Annotated in this window: 14 protein-coding genes; 13 read left to right on the top strand and 1 reads right to left on the bottom strand. The window is 47.5% G+C overall.

Annotated features, from left to right (window positions below):
• The first annotated feature begins 4 nt into the window (after positions 1-4).
• The 13 genes from QFZ51_RS15655 (at position 5) to QFZ51_RS15715 (ending at position 15,794) form a co-directional block, all read left to right on the top strand.
• Positions 5-2,305, top strand: coding sequence for a Gldg family protein (locus tag QFZ51_RS15655; RefSeq protein ID WP_429047023.1), 2,301 nt, complete (start codon positions 5-7; stop codon positions 2,303-2,305).
• Positions 2,306-2,332: 27 nt separating this feature from the next.
• Positions 2,333-3,682, top strand: a complete 1,350-nt coding sequence (locus tag QFZ51_RS15660) for a MutS-related protein (protein WP_429047024.1) — start codon at positions 2,333-2,335, stop codon at positions 3,680-3,682.
• Positions 3,679-5,010, top strand: coding sequence for a MutS-related protein (locus QFZ51_RS15665; protein ID WP_429047025.1), 1,332 nt, complete (start codon positions 3,679-3,681; stop codon positions 5,008-5,010). Before QFZ51_RS15660 ends, QFZ51_RS15665 begins: the two co-directional genes overlap by 4 nt.
• Positions 5,011-5,142: 132 nt before the next feature.
• Complete coding sequence (locus QFZ51_RS15670) at positions 5,143-5,775, top strand: hydrolase (protein ID WP_429047027.1); 633 nt, start codon at positions 5,143-5,145, stop codon at positions 5,773-5,775.
• Positions 5,776-5,840: 65 nt separating this feature from the next.
• Positions 5,841-7,190 (top strand): alginate export family protein, encoded by a 1,350-nt coding sequence (locus tag QFZ51_RS15675; protein ID WP_429047028.1) that lies wholly within the window; start codon positions 5,841-5,843, stop codon positions 7,188-7,190.
• A gap of 21 nt (positions 7,191-7,211) precedes the next feature.
• Positions 7,212-7,976, top strand: a complete 765-nt coding sequence (locus QFZ51_RS15680) for a M17 family peptidase N-terminal domain-containing protein (protein ID WP_429047030.1) — start codon at positions 7,212-7,214, stop codon at positions 7,974-7,976.
• Positions 7,977-7,987: 11 nt separating this feature from the next.
• Positions 7,988-9,868 carry an amidohydrolase gene (locus QFZ51_RS15685; protein WP_429047031.1) on the top strand — a complete coding sequence of 627 codons (1,881 nt, stop codon included), beginning with the start codon at positions 7,988-7,990 and terminating at the stop codon, positions 9,866-9,868.
• Positions 9,869-9,878: 10 nt separating this feature from the next.
• Positions 9,879-10,313 carry a DoxX family protein gene (locus QFZ51_RS15690; RefSeq protein ID WP_429047032.1) on the top strand — a complete coding sequence of 145 codons (435 nt, stop codon included), beginning with the start codon at positions 9,879-9,881 and terminating at the stop codon, positions 10,311-10,313.
• 5 nt (positions 10,314-10,318) lie between these two features.
• On the top strand, positions 10,319-10,792 hold the full coding sequence (locus QFZ51_RS15695) for a Dps family protein (RefSeq protein WP_429047033.1): 474 nt from the start codon (positions 10,319-10,321) through the stop codon (positions 10,790-10,792).
• A gap of 33 nt (positions 10,793-10,825) precedes the next feature.
• On the top strand, positions 10,826-11,521 hold the full coding sequence (locus tag QFZ51_RS15700) for a YoaK family protein (protein WP_429047035.1): 696 nt from the start codon (positions 10,826-10,828) through the stop codon (positions 11,519-11,521).
• Positions 11,518-13,776 (top strand): tetratricopeptide repeat-containing sensor histidine kinase, encoded by a 2,259-nt coding sequence (locus QFZ51_RS15705; RefSeq protein WP_429047037.1) that lies wholly within the window; start codon positions 11,518-11,520, stop codon positions 13,774-13,776. Before QFZ51_RS15700 ends, QFZ51_RS15705 begins: the two co-directional genes overlap by 4 nt.
• A 12-nt stretch (positions 13,777-13,788) precedes the next feature.
• A complete protein-coding gene (locus tag QFZ51_RS15710) occupies positions 13,789-15,153 on the top strand; it encodes a sigma 54-interacting transcriptional regulator (protein ID WP_429047039.1) in 1,365 nt (454 codons plus the stop codon).
• Between the two features lie 23 nt (positions 15,154-15,176).
• A complete protein-coding gene (locus QFZ51_RS15715) occupies positions 15,177-15,794 on the top strand; it encodes a TMEM175 family protein (RefSeq protein ID WP_370912954.1) in 618 nt (205 codons plus the stop codon).
• A gap of 2 nt (positions 15,795-15,796) precedes the next feature.
• Here QFZ51_RS15715 and QFZ51_RS15720 read toward each other — a convergent pair whose 3' ends face one another.
• Positions 15,797-17,479 carry a sigma-54-dependent Fis family transcriptional regulator gene (locus QFZ51_RS15720; RefSeq protein WP_429047041.1) on the bottom strand — a complete coding sequence of 561 codons (1,683 nt, stop codon included), beginning with the start codon at positions 17,477-17,479 and terminating at the stop codon, positions 15,797-15,799.
• Positions 17,480-17,578: the final 99 nt, after the last annotated feature.

Genomic DNA, 17,578 nt, shown 5'->3' on the forward strand with positions numbered 1-17,578 from the left:
ATTAATGAAGACGATATTCAGAATAGCCAAAACAGAGTTACGCACCCTGTTTTACTCACCTATTGCCTGGTTTTTAATGATTGTATTTCTCATCCAATGCGGGGCAACGTACCTCGGCGTAATGGAAGCCATCGCAAGGGACCAGGATGCGGGCGGGAAATTTTTCGGCAGTGTAGGAGAATTTGTTTTCCTGAGTAACAGGGGTGTATTAGGCGGCGTAATGCGCAATTTATACTTATACATTCCATTGCTCACGATGGGCCTGATCAGCCGTGAAACCAGCAGCGGCACTATTAAACTGTTGTATACTTCGCCTATCCGGGTAAGGGAAATTGTGTTCGGGAAATTTTTGGCGATGATGATCTACAGCTTGTTGCTGGTGATGATCTTTGGGATCTTTGTTACCTCCAGCATGTTCCAGATTAAATCGCCGGATACCGGTATGCTGTTCAGCGCTATGCTGGGGCTTTACCTGTTGCTTTGCGCCTATTCGGCCATCGGGTTGTTCATGTCGTGCCTCACCACTTATCAGGTGGTGGCTGCGGTATGCACCTTTGTAATGATAGGCCTGTTATCCTATGTAGGCACGCTCTGGCAGGATATTGCATTTGTGCGGAACCTGACTTACTTTCTGTCTATTTCAGGGCGTACGGGGAACATGCTGCTGGGGCTCATTACTTCAAAGGATGTGATCTATTTCCTGGCCATCGTTTATCTTTTCCTCGGGCTCAGTATCTATAAGCTGAAAGCCGGCATGGAATCCAAACCGGCTATTGTAAAAACCGGGAGATATGCTTTTGTGATAGTGTCCACACTGGCCGTTGGCTACTTTAGCTCCATCCCTTCAATGGTGGGCTATTATGACGCCAGCCGTGGCAAGCAAAGAACGCTGACACCCAATGCGCAGAAAATTATAAAGGAACTGGGAGATGCTCCACTGGAAGTGACGGCATATAATAACCTGCTGGGACGCCACTGGGACCTGGGCAGCCCCGATTCATATAACCGGAACCTGGGCCGTTGGGAACCCTATACCCGGTTCAAACATAATATTGAACTTAAAACGGTTTTATATTATGATTCGTCCTATGAAAATCCCGGTATGTACCGGTACTACCAGGGCAAAACGTTGGACCAGATAGCCAAGCAATATGCAGATAGCAGGGATCTTTCAATGGATCAGTTTAAAACGCCGGCTGAAATGCGGAAGGTGATTAACCTGAAACCGGAGTTGAACCGGTACGTAATGCAACTGAAGTATAAAGGGAAAACCACGTTCCTGCGGGTGTTTGATGACAACCAGGAATGGCCGGGCGAAACGGAAGTATCGGCTGCATTTAAGCGTTTGCTGCAGGCAAAAATGCCCAAAATAGTTTTCCTGACAGGGCACCTGGAGAGAAGTATAAATAAGCTGGGAGACAGGGAATATAAAGTGCTCACGAACCTCACTACCTTCCGTAACTCATTGCTGAACCAGGGTTTTGACGTGGATACACTATCATTGGAGTCGCAGGATATTCCCACTGATATCTCCGCCCTGGTATTGGCCGATCCGAAGGTGGCCATCACAACGGCTGGTATGGAGAAATTGCAGCGATATGTAAACAACGGCGGAAACTTGCTGGTGGCCGGAGAGCCGGGCAAGCAGGCCATATTGAATCCTTTTCTGAGGCAGCTGGGCGTGCAATTGATGGATGGTATATTAGTGCAAACCAGCAAAGACCTGCAACCGGAGCTGATCACGCCTTATCTCACAGCCACGGTCGCATCGTTTTATCCGGCGCTGGCACATAGTCACCACGATAGCGCTATGGCTTCCATGCCGCGGGCAACAGCCCTCTCTTATAGCGATACCGGTGCATTCACCATCAAGCCATTGCTGGTAACGGATATAAGAAACTGCTGGCTGAAGAAAGATAACCTCGTAACCGATTCTGCGGAAGTGGTTTTCTTACCGGAAAGGGGCGACGAGCGCAAATCTTTTGCCACAGCGGTTTCCCTGACACGGAAGATCAATAACAAAGAACAACGCATTATAGTGACCGGTGATGCCGATTTCATGGGCAACGCGGAGCTGCAGCGTTTTAATTTAAGAGCCGCCAATTTTGTTTTTAATACCGCTTTGTTCAGCTGGCTCAGTTATGGCGAATTCCCGATCGATAGCACCCGCCCCAAGCCGGAAGATACAGCCGTACTGTTAACAAAAGACCAGGTGAAGTTCCTGCGGATTATTTACCTGTGGGTATTGCCCGGCATCCTGCTGGCATTCGGCGCCATATTGCTCATCAGACGGAAAAGGAAATAGTCAGGGATAGTTTTAATTTTTTATAAGATGATTTTTAATACCGATAAGCAAACCCTTACTGATCTCAATATACTGGGGAAACCGGGAGCGGATTCCATCTACACTGTTTTTAATCATACCAGCACACGCGGTGGCGCCGCTGTGCTGGAAGATATGTTCAGGTACCCGCTTGCGGAAAAAACCGCTATCAACAATAGAAGCGGCAAGATCCGGTTTCTTCAGTCTGTTGATGCCCGTTTCCCCTTCAGCAGCGGTTTGTTCGACGTAATAGAAGGCTACCTGGCAGTGCAGGACGACCGGACCCGTTTATCGCCGGAGGGCAATACCCTGGCAAGGAAATTCAACCACCTGATAGCGGCCGATACTAATTTTAAAACGGTCAGCGATGGGGTCCGGTCGGTGATAGAAATGCTGCAAACGCTGCAAGGGTTTTTTATTGATATGACAAAAATGTCCGCTGATCACCCATACCTGCCGGATATCGCTGAAATGAAAAAACTCCTGCAAGACCCGGCACTGGAGCCGGTATTGCAGGAGCCGGCGGGAACTAAATTGCCTTACGACAAAGTAGTAGCCTATGATCAACTGCTCAGGTTCCGGTTCAGAAATGAACTGGGCAAAATGTTGTCGCTGATCTATCACTTAGATGTATATATCACGGTAGCCAACGTGGCGGCACAAAGAAAGTTTATATTCCCGGTTGCATTGGATGCCGGTAGTCACCATATACGGCTGGAGGGCGTTTACCATCCCCAGGTAGCGAAGGCGGTGCCCAATACGATACATATTACCCCGGAAAGCAACGTGGTTTTTTTAACCGGCGCCAACATGGCGGGTAAGTCCACCTTTATGAAATCACTGGGCATAGCCATGTTCCTGGCGCATATGGGTTTTCCCGTTCCTGCGGAGAAAATGGAGTTTGCCGTAAGGGATGGTATTTACACCACTATCAATTTACCGGACGACCTTTCCTCCGGAAGCAGCCATTTTTACACGGAGGTATTGCGGATAAAAAAGATCGCCAGGGAGCTGTCGAAAGCCAGGAACCTGTTGCTCATCTTTGATGAACTTTTCAGGGGCACCAATGTAAAAGACGCCTATGAAGGTACGGTGGCAGTTACCGCTGCCTTTGCAGAAAGAGAGAATGGTGTTTTTGTCATTTCAACGCATATCACCGAGGCGGGAGAAGTGCTGAAAGAGCAGTGCCGTAACATTCAATTCATTTTTCTGCCTACCCGCATGGAAAACAACAAACCCGTTTATACCTACCGGTTAGCCAATGGTATTACCACCGACCGGCATGGGATGATTATTATCAAAAATGAAGGTATCCTGGATATCATCGGCAAAAAGAAAGATAAAAATAAGGACGTATGAGTTTTCTCGCAGACAAACAAACGCTTGATGATCTGAACATTCCCGGGAGGTACAACAACAAATCCGTTTACCGTATATTCGACAACGTTATAACCGGCGGTGGCAGAAAGTTACTGGATGATATGTTCCGGTATCCGTTAACAGATCATCTTGCGATCAATGAACGCAGCAGTATATTTCAATACTTTGACAGCAACCCTGCTGTACTGCCTTTCAGTGCTGAATCATTCAGCATAGCAGAAAATTATCTTACCACTGGCGCCAGTGCTACCATGCCGGCCGCTGCATGGAACATAGTATACAGGAAGTTACTTAAAACAGTGATCCGCGATAACAGCTATGAGCTGCTTGTAACAGGGCTGGGAAAAACGATCACATTGTTAATAGCCTTTCGTGATTTCATTTACAAATTAGCCGAGCTGGGCGCCTATGGCCCTGTTCAGGAACAGGTCGAAAAAATCCGGCAGATCTTTAACGATCGGCGGCTGCTGTGGCTCCGGAAAGAAACAGATGTAAAGAATATTCCGCTGCCAAAGCTTATAAAATACGACTACCAGTTAAGAACAGGATGCCTGGAGGAGATGAAGACTGTGATAGACGTTATTTACCAGTTTGATGTATATATAGCCGTATCCACTGTTGCGCGGACAAAGCACTTTTGTTACGCCAGGGCTTTACCCAAACATAAAAATGTAATCAATATCAGCGGATTGTTTCACCCCTCAGTGGAGCATGCCGTGCCTAACGATATTTCATTTCATCCGGCATCGAATGTTGCTTTTCTTACCGGGGCAAATATGGCGGGGAAGTCAACATTTATGAAGTCGTTTGGCATTGCCGTTTTTTTATCACATATGGGGTTCCCGGTGCCGGCAGCGGAAATGGAGTTCTCTGTAAAAGACGGGCTCTTTTCTACAATTAATGTCCCCGATAACCTGGAGCATGGCTATAGCCACTTTTATGCGGAAGTATTGCGGGTGAAAAGTGTAGCGGAGCAGGTTGGAGCGTCAAAAGATCTCGTAGTTATATTCGATGAGTTATTTAAAGGCACCAATGTAAAGGATGCTTATGATGCTACGCTCGCTATTACCGCTGCTTTTTCGGAACACAGGAATTGTTTCTTTATTATATCCTCGCATATTATCGAGGTGGGCGAGGCCCTGAAAAAACAGGATGGAAGTTACCGTTTTTTATACCTGCCAACGGTGATGGAAGGAAATGTGCCCAGGTATACTTATCAATTGAAAGAGGGTATTACCGCAGATCGTCATGGTATGATTATTATCGGGAATGAAGGATTAATAGCATTGATCCGTAAGCGGGAGTGAGTTTTATGTACGATCATAAATTTACGATATGTCGTATATTTTTTATTAAATAGTTTCGCTTATGATGTTGATTATGAGATGATTGCGAGGTGGCATCTTTGTTGTCTTACCGGGCGGAAACTATTTAAATTTATGAAACCGTCACCGAATCTGTTATCACCGGAGAACCACGCATTAGTATTAATTGATTTTGAAGGCCAGATGGCTTTTGCCACCAAGAGTATTCCGCTCAGTGAACTGCGTACCAATACCGCTATTGTTGCCGGCGCTTCAAAGATCTTTAATATCCCTACCATTGTAACAACAGTTGCCGAAGAAACCTTTTCAGGCCCTGTATTTCCTGAAATTGAAGAATTTTACCCACAGGCTACTTCCGGGTACATCGACCGTACCTCCATGAATACCTGGGAAGATGAAGCTGCGTATAAAGCCATTACCGGCGCCGGCAAAAAGAAGCTGGTACTTGCTGGCCTGTGGACAGGCGTTTGTATTGTAGGTCCTGCGCTGTCGGCCATTGAAGAAGGCTATACCGTGTATGTTATTACCGATGCCTGTGGCGACGTTAGCCCCGAAGCGCATGAACGCTCCGTGCAACGCATGGTGCACGCAGGCGTTAAACCCATTACCGCTATTCAGTACCTGCTGGAATTGCAGAGAGATTGGGCCAGACAGGAAACGTATGTAGCAGTTACCGACCTGATGAAAAAGTATGGCGGTTCTTATGGCATAGGCATTCATTATGCTCATCATATGCTTAAACACTGATTCTTCTGTAAAATCCTCTACCAGCTTTGCGAGTTTCCAATTTCTGTTTATGGCAAAAGTCAGCAATGCCGATCATGCTCCTGCTGATCAGCCATGCAGGTTTCACACAATCATTTAAAGGGATGCGTTTTGATGAGAATTATGCCTACCTGCGTGATTCTGCACCCACCTTTTATCGCCAGGTAAAATATACTTCCCTTTCTGCTGAACATAACATCTACGTTTCTTTCGGCGGATCGGCGAGGTGGGAATATGTTGATTTTAATAATGAAGACTGGGGACGGCTGGGAACAGGTCACAATAATTTCTTATTGCAGCGCTACGACCTTCATGCGGATGTTCACCTCGGAGAACGCATCCGGGTGTTCACGCAGCTGCGAAGTGCCTGGGAAGGAGGTCGTAAAAACGGTCCCAGGCCTATTGATGAAGATCACCTGAATATTCAGAACCTCTTTATTGATGCACAGCTGTATAAACGTAACACAAACAGCCTTACTGTCCGTGCCGGCCGCCAGGAGCTGGACTATGGCAGCGGGCGGCTGATCTCTGTCCGCGAAGGCCCCAACCTGCGGCTTTATTTTGATGGACTTAAATTAATGTATGCCGCCGCAGGTTTTACCGCAGACGCATTTGTAATGGCAGCAGACACCGTGAACACAGGCGCATTCGACAATAAGATCAGCAAACAGGTAAACCTCTGGGGGCTATATGCGAAGCGTATTTTCCCCCGGGCTGGTAACCTGGATGTGTATTACCTGGGTGTCCGGCGGGATCTGGCAGTTTTCGAAGATGGAGCTGAAAAGGAAGTAAGACATACACTGGGCAGCAGGCTTTGGAAATATGGCGGCGGCTTCATTTACAACTTCGAGGCGGCATGGCAGTTCGGAAAATTTGGCGTTGCGGATATCAGCGCCTGGACTGCTTCCGCAGATATCGGCTATATGTTTGAATCTGTGAAAGGCCGGCCAACGATCAATTTACGTAATGACTACATCTCCGGAGACCGTAACAAAGGCGACGGAAAACTGGGCACCTTTAACCCGTTGTATCCCAAAGGAGGATATTTCGGATTCAGTCCGCAAATAGGCCCTGTAAACCTCATTGATATCCATCCTTATGCTACTGTGAACCCGGGACCTAAACTGCTGTTGCAGGCAGATGTGGTATTCAACTGGCGTTACTCCCTGCAGGATGGTGTATATCGCCCCAGTGGCAATTTTAACCTGGCAGGTGCTTCTTCAGCAAAAAGATATATAGGTACCGCTTACCTCGCAAGTGCAGTATACACACTGAACCGGTTTATCTCGCTGAATGCCGGTATACAATATTTTAAGACAGGCGCTTTTGTAGATGATCTGATCAAAGATCATAAAGACGGATTATTCATCAACACCAGGATTGCATTCAAATTTTAACAGGAAAATAAACTATTCATCATGAGAAATTATAAGCGTAATGGAAGTCTTTGGGTAACAAAAATAAGAAGCCTGTTGCCGGTAGCCTTTGCGTTGCTGCTAGGAACCACAGCATATGCCCAACAAGCGGCAACCGCGGATACCACTGTGAAGACAACTGCGATCGGCACTTCAAAGATCTGGGGAAAGGTAGATGGGATCGCCATCGAGGGATTGGTCCAGGGGCCTTCAGCCGCCGAATCGCCTTTACAGGTGGCTTGTGTGTTCGAGTACACGGAAGGGGATATTTTTAATCCTCCTGCATTGCCCGCCGCGCTGAACGGCATGGTTCATTTGGATGAGGCGCTGCACGGTCAAATTACAGAATTGCGCAAAACAGGCAGGTTTGCCGGGCATGCATTGGAAACGATTCTGATTACGCCCGCCAAAGGCGCATTGAAATCCCCGCGTTTATTATTGATTGGTATGGGCAACCGGAATAATTTCACGCCCGATCTTATGACCTCCGTGGCAACTGTGGCCATGCGTGAAGCACTGAATTTAGGCGTGACCAGTTTTTCTTTCGCCAGCGATATCAAAGATGGCGGTATCGATTCACCGACGGCCCTCGTTGCAGGTAACGTCACCAAAGGCATTATTGAGGCATACAGAACGCAGCTGTATCTCCATAAAAATAATTTAGCCGCCCCGAAAAAAATAACCAAAGTAATACTGCTTGCAGGCCCCGCATTTTTCGTCACTGCCGGCGAAGGAATCAAAGAAGCCATTGCTTCATTTCATAACTAAAACTGACGACGATGAAAAAGGCCGATTTAATTCTTTATAACGGTAAAATCCATACCGTAGACCGGCACCAGCCTTCAGCAACAGCAGTGGCGATCAAAGAGGGCAAATTCATTGCAGTGGGAGACGACGCTACGGTACTGAACGGATTTCAGGATACCGGCACGGTATTGATCAACCTGAAAAACAAAAGGGTGATACCAGGATTAAACGATTCGCATATCCATTTAATCCGCGGTGGCCTGAACTATAATCTTGAATTAAGATGGGATGGCGTCCCTTCCCTGGCAGATGCATTGCGCATGCTGAAAGTGCAGGTGGCACTAACACCATCGCCGCAGTGGGTGCGTGTGGTAGGTGGCTGGACTGAATTCCAGTTCGCTGAAAAACGAATGCCCACCCTGGATGAGATCAATGCCATTGCGCCGGATACGCCGGTGTTTATTATGCACCTGTACGACAGGGCGCTGTTAAACCGTGCAGCATTGCAGGCAGTTGGATTTACAAAAGACACGCCGGCGCCGCCGGGAAGCCGCCTGGAGAAAGATGCCAAAGGCAATCCCACCGGACTGCTGCTGGCAGCGCCCAATGCACTCATCCTGTATGCCACACTCGCCAAAGGACCGCGGTTGTCGTATGAACACCAGGTAAATTCTACCCGTCACTTTATGACGGAGTTAAACCGCTTTGGCATCACCAGCGTGATAGACGCCGGTGGCGGCTTTCAGAATTTCCCCGACGACTATAAAGTTATCAGTGAACTGAATGAGAAAAAGCAACTGACCGTTCGTATCGCCTACAACTTGTTCACACAACGGCCTAAACAGGAGCGGGAAGACTTTGAAAACTGGACCAGCTCCGTTACCCTTCACCAGGGAGACGATATGTATCGTCACAACGGCGCCGGCGAAATGCTGGTGTTTTCTGCGGCCGACTTTGAAGATTTTCTCCAGCCGCGGCCGGACTTGCCCGATACAATGGAGGAGGAGCTGGAACGGGTAGTGAGGCTGCTGGTAGAAAAACGCTGGCCTTTCCGTTTACATGCTACCTATAACGAAAGTATCACCCGGTTTTTAAATGTTTTTGAGAAAGTAAACCGGGAGATTTCTTTTAACGGTCTTCCCTGGATCTTCGATCATGCGGAGACCATCGATGAGCGCAACATTGACCGTGTTCGGGAACTTGGCGGCGGCATTGCCATTCAAAGCCGCATGGCTTTCCAGGGCGAATACTTTGCCGATCGTTATGGGCCTGCCGCAGCGGCGCATACGCCACCGGTTAAACAAATGCTTCAATCAGGGGTACCCGTTGGCGCAGGTACCGATGCCACCAGGGTTAGCAGTTATAATCCATGGGTAGCCCTGTACTGGCTTACTGCCGGCAAAACCGTAGGAGGGTTGCAACTATACGGCGATGCGAATAAATTAAGCCGGGAAACTGCACTGGAACTGTATACAAAAGGGAGTGCATGGTTCTCCGGGGAGCAACAAAAGAAAGGCAGTATCAGAGTAGGGCAGTTTGCCGACCTGGCGGTATTGGACCGCGACTTTTTTGAAGTGGATGATGAAGCGATCAAATCTATTGAGTCCATCCTCACCATTGTTGACGGAAAGGTGGTATACGCCAAAGACGATTTCGCTACCCACGCACCGCCAACAATACCCGTGTTGCCCGACTGGTCACCCGTAAAAAACTATCCGGGTTACCATAAAGATGCTGCGGTTGTTGCCAAGGCGCCAGCTGCCGAAGCAGTTGCTGCTGCCGGGATACATAGCTGCAAAGGCAGTTGCGACGTTCACGGGCATCATCACGATATTGCCCGTAAGAGCAACATCCCTGTTAACAATTACACCGCATTCTGGGGGGCATTTGGTTGCTCCTGTTTTGCATTTTAACGCGCATATTATGAACGATATTATCATCTCCATACTTTACTCCGACCTGGGCAGCACCTGGAATAACGCCGCTATGCTGGTATTCCGCTGCCTGCTGGCACTGGAGCTGTTCAGGGTACATGGCATGAAAAAATTCCGCGTAGTGAACGGGCAAAAAGAGCATGTACCCAATCCGCTTCATTTACCGGAAAAGCTCAACGCACTGGTGGCTACGTTTTCAGATACGGTAGTGCCTTTCCTGGTAATGCTGGGCATCGGTACGCGGCTGGTAATTCTGCCGACGATTGGAGTAACCGCCATCGGTTACTTTGTGGTACACCGTAACGACGACCTGGAGGTACGCGATGTGCCCTATATGTACACACTCTCTTTACTTTTTTTACTGGCGCTGGGCGCCGGTACCTATTCTTTGGATACCTTTTTATTGCTTCAATTATTTAATTAAAAAAGATGATTACACGTATTGGTATTAAACCAGAACACCTTTCTGCCGTAGCCCATTCGCTGGGAAAAATAATGGCAGACGAATTCGTTCTCTACACCAAAACCCTCAGAGCGCATTGGTGTGTAACAGGACCTGATTTTCACAGCAAGCACCTGTTTTTTGAGTCCCAGTATGGGCAGATGGAAGAAATAGTGGATGATGTGGCAGAAAGGATCCGGTCCCTTGGCCATTTCCCGCCCGCAACCCTGAAGGAGTTTTTAAGCTTGACGCACCTCACGGAGCAGTCGAGAGAAAAAAATGATGCAACAGGCCACATCAAAGAACTGCTGTCGGACCATGAAAGTATACTGATCCGCCTGCGGGAAAACATTGACGGCTACGTAACCGCATTCCATGATGCAGGAACCAGTGATTATATCACAGGGCTGATGGAAAAGCATGAAAAAATGGCCTGGATGCTAAGGGCGCATCTTGAATAGCAAAAAAGGTTTTAAACACCACAAAATTAAAACATGACAGAAGCTACACACAATATCAATTGGGTAACATTTTTACTTGCATGGGTGGCGGGTTTTTGCGATACCGCCACCTTTGTATCGGGAGATGGCATTTTTTCTGCACACGTGACCGGCAATTTTATTGTGTTTGCGGCGCAGGTGGCAACGGGTGGCGATCACATGGAGTCCTGGATGAAACTAATCACCTTTCCTGTATTTGTATTCGCTGTAATGGCCGCCGGATGGGCCGTTGAGAAAACGCAGAAAAAGTATAAAATACTCCTCGTGGAGGGCATCGTACTCATGATTTGCGGAATTGGCGCTATCTTGCAGCCTATGCTAACGGGAGTGGAAGAGAAAGTAATGATCTATTCAATTGTGATGACTACTGCAGCAGCAATGGGGCTGCAAAATGCTTTTGGGAAATTATTTGCCAAAGAAACACACGGACCAACCACCATGATGACCGGCAACGTTACCCAGGCCTCGCTGGATCTGGGAAACCTGATCAGGAAGGGCCGGAGCGGCGATGCCCTGGCGTGGAAGGATTTCCAGGGCCAGGTGTTCACCATCGGGGGATTTTTAGCCGGTTGCGTGATCGGCGCAATGATGGCTAAATGGCTGGGACTCAGTGCTATCCTACTGCCGGGAGTGGCCGTTGTTGTTTGTTATTTGCAGGGAGAGGTGCTGGCGCGTAAATTTGCGCCATGAGGAAAATGATCCGGGGGAAAATATGGATATGGATGTTGCTGGGACTGGCGGTTACCGGGGAAGCCTATGGGCAGTCCGTTGCCGGCCCTGAAACCATAGGCCGGTTGGTTCAAAGCAGTAAAGGAGATACCGCTACTATCACCGCCTGGATGAAGCGGGGAGAATCGTTCCTCGACAAACCGGGGTCACTGGAGCCAGATATGAAAATGGCTTTCCAGATCGCCGGCCAAATGGAAAAATTAAGTAAGGAGCTGAGATACCCGGCAGGACTTGGGCTGAGTAAACTGTTACTGGCAAAAGCCTACCGGGAATCCGGACGTTCCGCTGAAGGCAGAAAGACAAGTGAGGAAGCGGTTGGCCTTTTAAGTGTTTATGGAACACCCAGGCTAAAGGCGGAAGCAATATTGGAGCTGGGCGGCAGCTATTCCAATTCGGCGGAAGACCTTCCAACAAAGATCAGTTTATACAAGCAGGGCATCGATATTTATCAAAGCTTGGGCGACAGTCTTTCTGCGGCCAAACTTAATGAGTTCAGGGGAGATCTGCTGCAGCTGAACGGTCAGTATACGGAGGCGCTGGAAGTACTCACAGCCACTTTATCCGTTTACCAGCAAATAGGATACCCGCGCTTACAGGGAATTTATTCGATAATGGGTGAAATCAATCACGAGTTAAACAATTTCACTCAATCGCTCCGGTATAATTTACTCGCCGTGGAAGCCGGAAAAAAAACAGGCGATACAGGACCGGTGATGACGACCGTATATAACCGTGTTGGGCTGAATTACTATAGTATTAAATATTATGACGAGGCAATTGATTACTTCAATAAAGCATTAGTACTGGCCCGGAGTAACCGGGACACCGGCAGTATTAAAACCATGCTTGTCAATATTGCAGACGCCTGCCGCAATAGGGGCGGATACAGGAGAAGCCTCGACACCTTGTTGGTTAGCGCGCAATATGGGCCGTCTGCGAGTGAAACGGAACGGATGCTGGAACCAATGATCTATATGAAGGACTATATGGCGCTCATGGAGTTCGACAAAGCAGATCATTACTTCAGGAACCTGGTAAGCAGCTATCAGCAGCGCAGGATACCTGACAGAACCAGCCAGCTTTTGCGCCTGGCGATTATTTATTACCTGCAGTCGGTGGGCCGTTATAAGGAAACGATTCCCTATCTCCGGAGTTATGCCCACTACAAAGACAGCATACCACTGGCGCTTGTACGGAAGGTGGAAGGAGAGTACCTGTTTTACAGAACTGATTCGGCAATGGGTAATATTTCTTCAGCTTTCAGCCATTTCAGGCAATATAAATTGCTTTCCGATTCTTTAACCAGTGTTGCCCAGGCGAAACAACTGGGAGTACTGCAATTACAGTTTGAAACCAGGCAAAAAGATAAAAATATAGAATTACTTACGCAGAAAAGTGCGCTGCAGGAGGTGTTGTTGCAAAACGAGAAAGTATTCCGCAATGCATTTGCCGCAGGTGTAGCCATGCTGGTGCTTTTCTCCACATTAATGTATAACCGTTACCGGCTGAAAAAACGTTCTAACCTGGAGCTGGAAAGTAAACAACGGGAAATAAATGATCAGAACGAAGTGCTGAAAAAGCTGGTGGAAGAAAAAGAGTGGTTATTGAAAGAAGTACATCACCGCGTTAAAAATAATTTACAGATTGTGATCAGCCTGCTCAATACGCAGTCTGAATACCTGGATAACGCAGATGCAATAGCTGCCATCCGCAACAGTCAGCACCGCATGTATGCGATGTCGCTCATTCATCAGCGGCTTTACCAGGTTGATAATCTTGGGAAAATAGATATGAAATGGTACATGGGGGAATTGATTGGTTATATGAAGGAGTCGTTTGAACAAACAGATAAGATTTCTTTCACTACGGAAACTGATCCGTTGCTGCTCGATGTTATCCAGGCAGTGCCCATTGGGCTGATCATTAATGAAGCCGTGAGCAATTCGATCAAATATGCGTTCCCGGGAGACCAGGGAGGCAATATTTATGTTTCATTGAAACGTACAAACGAAGCCGGTTGTTTGCTGCTGATTTCAGATGATGGTATTGGCTTTTTGCAGGAACAGGATCCGGAGAACACATCGCTGGGAATGAGCCTGATGCACGGCCTTTCCGGTCAGCTTGATGGCAATTTCCATATATCGGCTGCTGTGGGAGCCGGCGTAAGAATCAGGTTATCCTTTCAATGCAGGACCTTTAGTACTATAAACAGTTAAAACGCCTGCAGGATGAGTTTAAAAGAGAAAATACTGATCGTGGAAGACGAATTTATCGTTGCCAATGATCTGCGTATTATGCTGGCGAAAGCCGGTTATACCATGTGTGGGATTGCTTCTTCTGTAGAGCAGGCCCGCGAGTTAATTGCGCTTAAAGATCCCGACTGGGTGCTGCTCGATATTACGTTGAAGACGCCGGTGTCGGGGATTGAACTGGCCAAAGAATTATTTCTGCAGAAAAAACCGTTTTTGTTTATCTCTGCAAATACAAACCAGGCTACGCTGGAAGCAGCAAAAACAACACAGCCATATGGATTCCTGGTGAAGCCTTTCCGCGAGCGCGACCTGCTGGTGATGCTGGACATTGCCCGGTACCGTTATAGCGCGGAGCATGGTGTTGCTGAAAATAATACGACCGTTGTAAGCGATGACGACAACAGCTTTCCCGACATTATTGGTAAAGGAGCTGCATTGAAAAAGGCCCTCGAAAAAATCCGTGCAGTAGCCCGCAGTAACAGCTCCGTATTGCTGCTGGGAGAAAGCGGAACAGGAAAAGAACGGTTTGCGCAGGCCGTTCACAAAGCTTCCAACCGGAAAAACAAACCACTGGTAACGGTTAATTGCGCTGCCTTGCCGTTGGCTCTTTTAGAGTCGGAATTATTCGGTCATGAGCGGGGAGCCTTTACCGGCGCCGGTCAGAAACGGATTGGTAAGTTTGAACAGGCGGGTGGAGGTACCATCTTCCTGGATGAAATCGGTGAATTATCTTTAGAAGCGCAGGGAAAACTTCTGCGCGTATTACAGGAAAGGGAAATTCACCGCCTTGGCGGCGATATGCCAGTGCCGGTAGATGTGCGGGTGATTGCGGCAACCAACCGAAATCTTGAAAAAGAAGTGGCCGAAGGAAGGTTCCGGCTGGACCTGTATTACCGGCTGAATGTATTTCCGATAGCGTTGCCGCCTTTACGCGAAAGGGCAGAAGATATTCCGCCGCTGACCGCTTACTTTCTTAAAAAGTTTGCACTGGCATTGGGAAAACAGGTACCGGAAGTGAGTAAGGAAGCCATGCAATCACTGCTGGAACACCGCTGGCCGGGCAATATCCGGGAATTAGAGCATGTCATTGAACGGCAGGTTATTCTGACGATGAACAATGAGATCACTGATTTTGATTTGCCGGTACACCTGGAAAAAAATCCGGGTTCCACCTCCTTTGAAACGATGGAGCAGATGGAGCGGAACCATATTATGAACGCATTAAAACTATGCAGGGGCCGGGTTTCTGGCGTTAATGGCGCTGCCGAAATGCTTGGGTTACCTGCGCAAACTGTATACTCCAAAATGAAAAAACATGGAATTGAATCGGGTTACAAATAGTATTATTTTTTGAATGCCGTCACATGGAAAAAGAAACAACAAGGATAGAAGCTTTCAGTGATGGGGTTTTCGCCATTGCCATCACTTTACTGGTATTGGAACTGCATGTGCCGTTGATGGAAGAAAACGGGAAAGGAGATTCGTTGTTGAAAAAGCTGGCCGCGGAATGGCCTTCTTTCCTGGCTTTCAGCCTGTCTTTTTTCAGTATTTTCATTATGTGGGTCAACCATCATAAAATCTTCAAACAGATCTACCGGCGCAATACCCCGCTGATGTTCGCCAACGGGCTTATCCTGTTCCTGGCTACCTGCGTTTCCTATCCTACGGCATTACTCTCCCGTTACTACCATACTTCCTCCGTTCATATTGTAGTGGCCATTTATACCGCTTTATTTGTATGCATTAACCTGGCATTCAACCTGCTTTGGTGGATCGCCAGCCAGGACCGGCAACTGTTAAGACCAGACATCACCGACGACGGTATTAAGCGTATAAAAAGGAATTACCTGTACGGCATCCCGGTGCATACCCTGGCCTTTATCCTTTCCTTTGTGCAACCAACAGCTGCGTTGTTTCTTTGTGTGGCCTTGTGGATCTACTGGGCTTACACTTCCGGTAAGCTCGATCTTAAAGGAAAATAGTTTCACGCTTCCCCGTCTTCTTTGCCGGTAACAAAATGTTCTTTTTTAATGCCTAACCGCTGCATTTTTGATATCAGGGTAGTTGCCGGCATCTTTAATTTTGTAGCAGCGCCATTGGGTCCTGAAATTCTTCCCCTGCATATTTTAAGCACCTTCAGAATATACTCCCGTTCTATTTCTTCCAGCGGCAGGATCTTAAAAGCTTTGTCATTTAAACTGCTTTCTGCACCAATTTGCTCAGGAAGCTGGATCATTTTAATGATGCTCTTATTAGTCAGCAATACCGCGCGTTCAATAAGGTGTTCCAGTTCACGGATATTACCCGGCCAGGCATAGGAAATTAATTTTTCCATTGCTTTTTGGGAGATGCCCGAAATTTTTTTCCCGGAGTTCCGGGAGAACCGTTCTATAAAATAAGAGGTGAGGGCGGGAATATCTTCTTTTCGTTTCCGTAAGGGAGGTAAGGTAATAGGGAATACATTTAACCGGTAGTATAAGTCGCTCCGGAAGCGGTTTTGCGACACTTCCTTTTCCAGGTTCCTGTTGGTGGCGGCAATGATCCTTACATTCACACTGATGGTTTTTCCACCACCCACCCGCTCTATTTCTTTTTCCTGCAATGCCCTTAATAATTTCACCTGGAGCTCCGGTGGCAATTCTCCGATCTCATCGAGGAACAAGGTGCTGTTATTCGCCAGTTCAAACTTCCCGATACGGCGGTCGGACGCACCGGTGAAACTTCCTTTCTCATGGCCGAATAATTCGCTTTCTATGAGGTTCGCCGGCAATGCAGCACAATTCACTTTGATCATGAGCTTCCCCCGGCGCGGAGACGCCTCATGTATGGCACGGGCAACCAACTCCTTGCCGGTGCCGGTTTCCCCGAGTAAAAGTACGGTAGCATCTGATGGCGCTACCTGCGAAATTAAACGGAAAATCTTCTGGATTTCGGGTGAATGACCAATGAAGCCTGAAAAGCGGTTGGCCGATTGTTCGGCTATCAGGTAAGCCTTTTCTTCTTCCAGCTGTTGCCTGTACCGGTCTATTTCCTCCATCTGCTGTTCTATCTTTTCATTGGCCAGCACATTGCACATACCGGTTCCTAAAAGGTCTGCCACGCCGGCGAGCAGGTTGAATTTTTCAGCTGAAAAGGCCCCTTCCTTATTTGAATAAAGAAATAACACACCCCTGTCCTCGTTGGCATTGGTGATTTTAACCAGCATCATTTCTTTGATGCCGAGTTTAAACCAATAGTGAACATAGGGCGCAATATCCTTTTGCCTGGTGAGTGCAGCGAGTTGAAAAATCACCGGCTGATCAGCGGACAACGCGAGATTAAAAACCCCGTCATTCACAGGATGCTGGCGGTGAATAATGGGACTGTCCACCTTACCATTTTCCAGTTTCTTATCCCGGCTATGCAAAAACGGATAGTGCGTCGTAGCGTCTTCAGACAATAAACATAAAGTATAATACTGGCTGTTAAACAGGTCGAGTATTTCATTATTGATGATATCCCACAGGTCGGCCCGGCTGCGCACCGCAGCAATTCTGCCGGCTACGCAAAGCAAACTTGCCTGTTCATTTTCTTTTTGAATAAGTTGATTTTCAAAGATGGCATTCTTGTCCACATGACTGCCCTGTTCTATATCCACCGGACCCGTATGATTGGTTTTCTGCATCATCGAAAGTACTGAATTTCATAGAGCCGGACAAGAAAGCGATATCATAATATTACGACATGTCGTATTTTTTAAAACTAATTAATTTCATAAGAATTTGAT

Source organism: Chitinophaga sp. W3I9, assembly GCF_050434025.1.
In the GTDB taxonomy this organism is placed as follows: domain Bacteria; phylum Bacteroidota; class Bacteroidia; order Chitinophagales; family Chitinophagaceae; genus Chitinophaga.

What these genes read in the sequence shown, in the direction of transcription:
- QFZ51_RS15655 (WP_429047023.1), top strand. Translation starts at nt 5, where the DNA reads ATGAAGACGATATTCAGAATAGCCAAAACAGAGTTACGCACCCTGTTT.
- QFZ51_RS15660 (WP_429047024.1), top strand. Translation starts at nt 2,333, where the DNA reads ATGATTTTTAATACCGATAAGCAAACCCTTACTGATCTCAATATACTG.
- QFZ51_RS15665 (WP_429047025.1), top strand. Translation starts at nt 3,679, where the DNA reads ATGAGTTTTCTCGCAGACAAACAAACGCTTGATGATCTGAACATTCCC.
- QFZ51_RS15670 (WP_429047027.1), top strand. Translation starts at nt 5,143, where the DNA reads ATGAAACCGTCACCGAATCTGTTATCACCGGAGAACCACGCATTAGTA.
- QFZ51_RS15675 (WP_429047028.1), top strand. Translation starts at nt 5,841, where the DNA reads ATGCCGATCATGCTCCTGCTGATCAGCCATGCAGGTTTCACACAATCA.
- QFZ51_RS15680 (WP_429047030.1), top strand. Translation starts at nt 7,212, where the DNA reads ATGAGAAATTATAAGCGTAATGGAAGTCTTTGGGTAACAAAAATAAGA.
- QFZ51_RS15685 (WP_429047031.1), top strand. Translation starts at nt 7,988, where the DNA reads ATGAAAAAGGCCGATTTAATTCTTTATAACGGTAAAATCCATACCGTA.
- QFZ51_RS15690 (WP_429047032.1), top strand. Translation starts at nt 9,879, where the DNA reads ATGAACGATATTATCATCTCCATACTTTACTCCGACCTGGGCAGCACC.
- QFZ51_RS15695 (WP_429047033.1), top strand. Translation starts at nt 10,319, where the DNA reads ATGATTACACGTATTGGTATTAAACCAGAACACCTTTCTGCCGTAGCC.
- QFZ51_RS15700 (WP_429047035.1), top strand. Translation starts at nt 10,826, where the DNA reads ATGACAGAAGCTACACACAATATCAATTGGGTAACATTTTTACTTGCA.
- QFZ51_RS15705 (WP_429047037.1), top strand. Translation starts at nt 11,518, where the DNA reads ATGAGGAAAATGATCCGGGGGAAAATATGGATATGGATGTTGCTGGGA.
- QFZ51_RS15710 (WP_429047039.1), top strand. Translation starts at nt 13,789, where the DNA reads ATGAGTTTAAAAGAGAAAATACTGATCGTGGAAGACGAATTTATCGTT.
- QFZ51_RS15715 (WP_370912954.1), top strand. Translation starts at nt 15,177, where the DNA reads ATGGAAAAAGAAACAACAAGGATAGAAGCTTTCAGTGATGGGGTTTTC.
- QFZ51_RS15720 (WP_429047041.1), bottom strand. Translation starts at nt 17,479, where the DNA reads ATGATGCAGAAAACCAATCATACGGGTCCGGTGGATATAGAACAGGGC.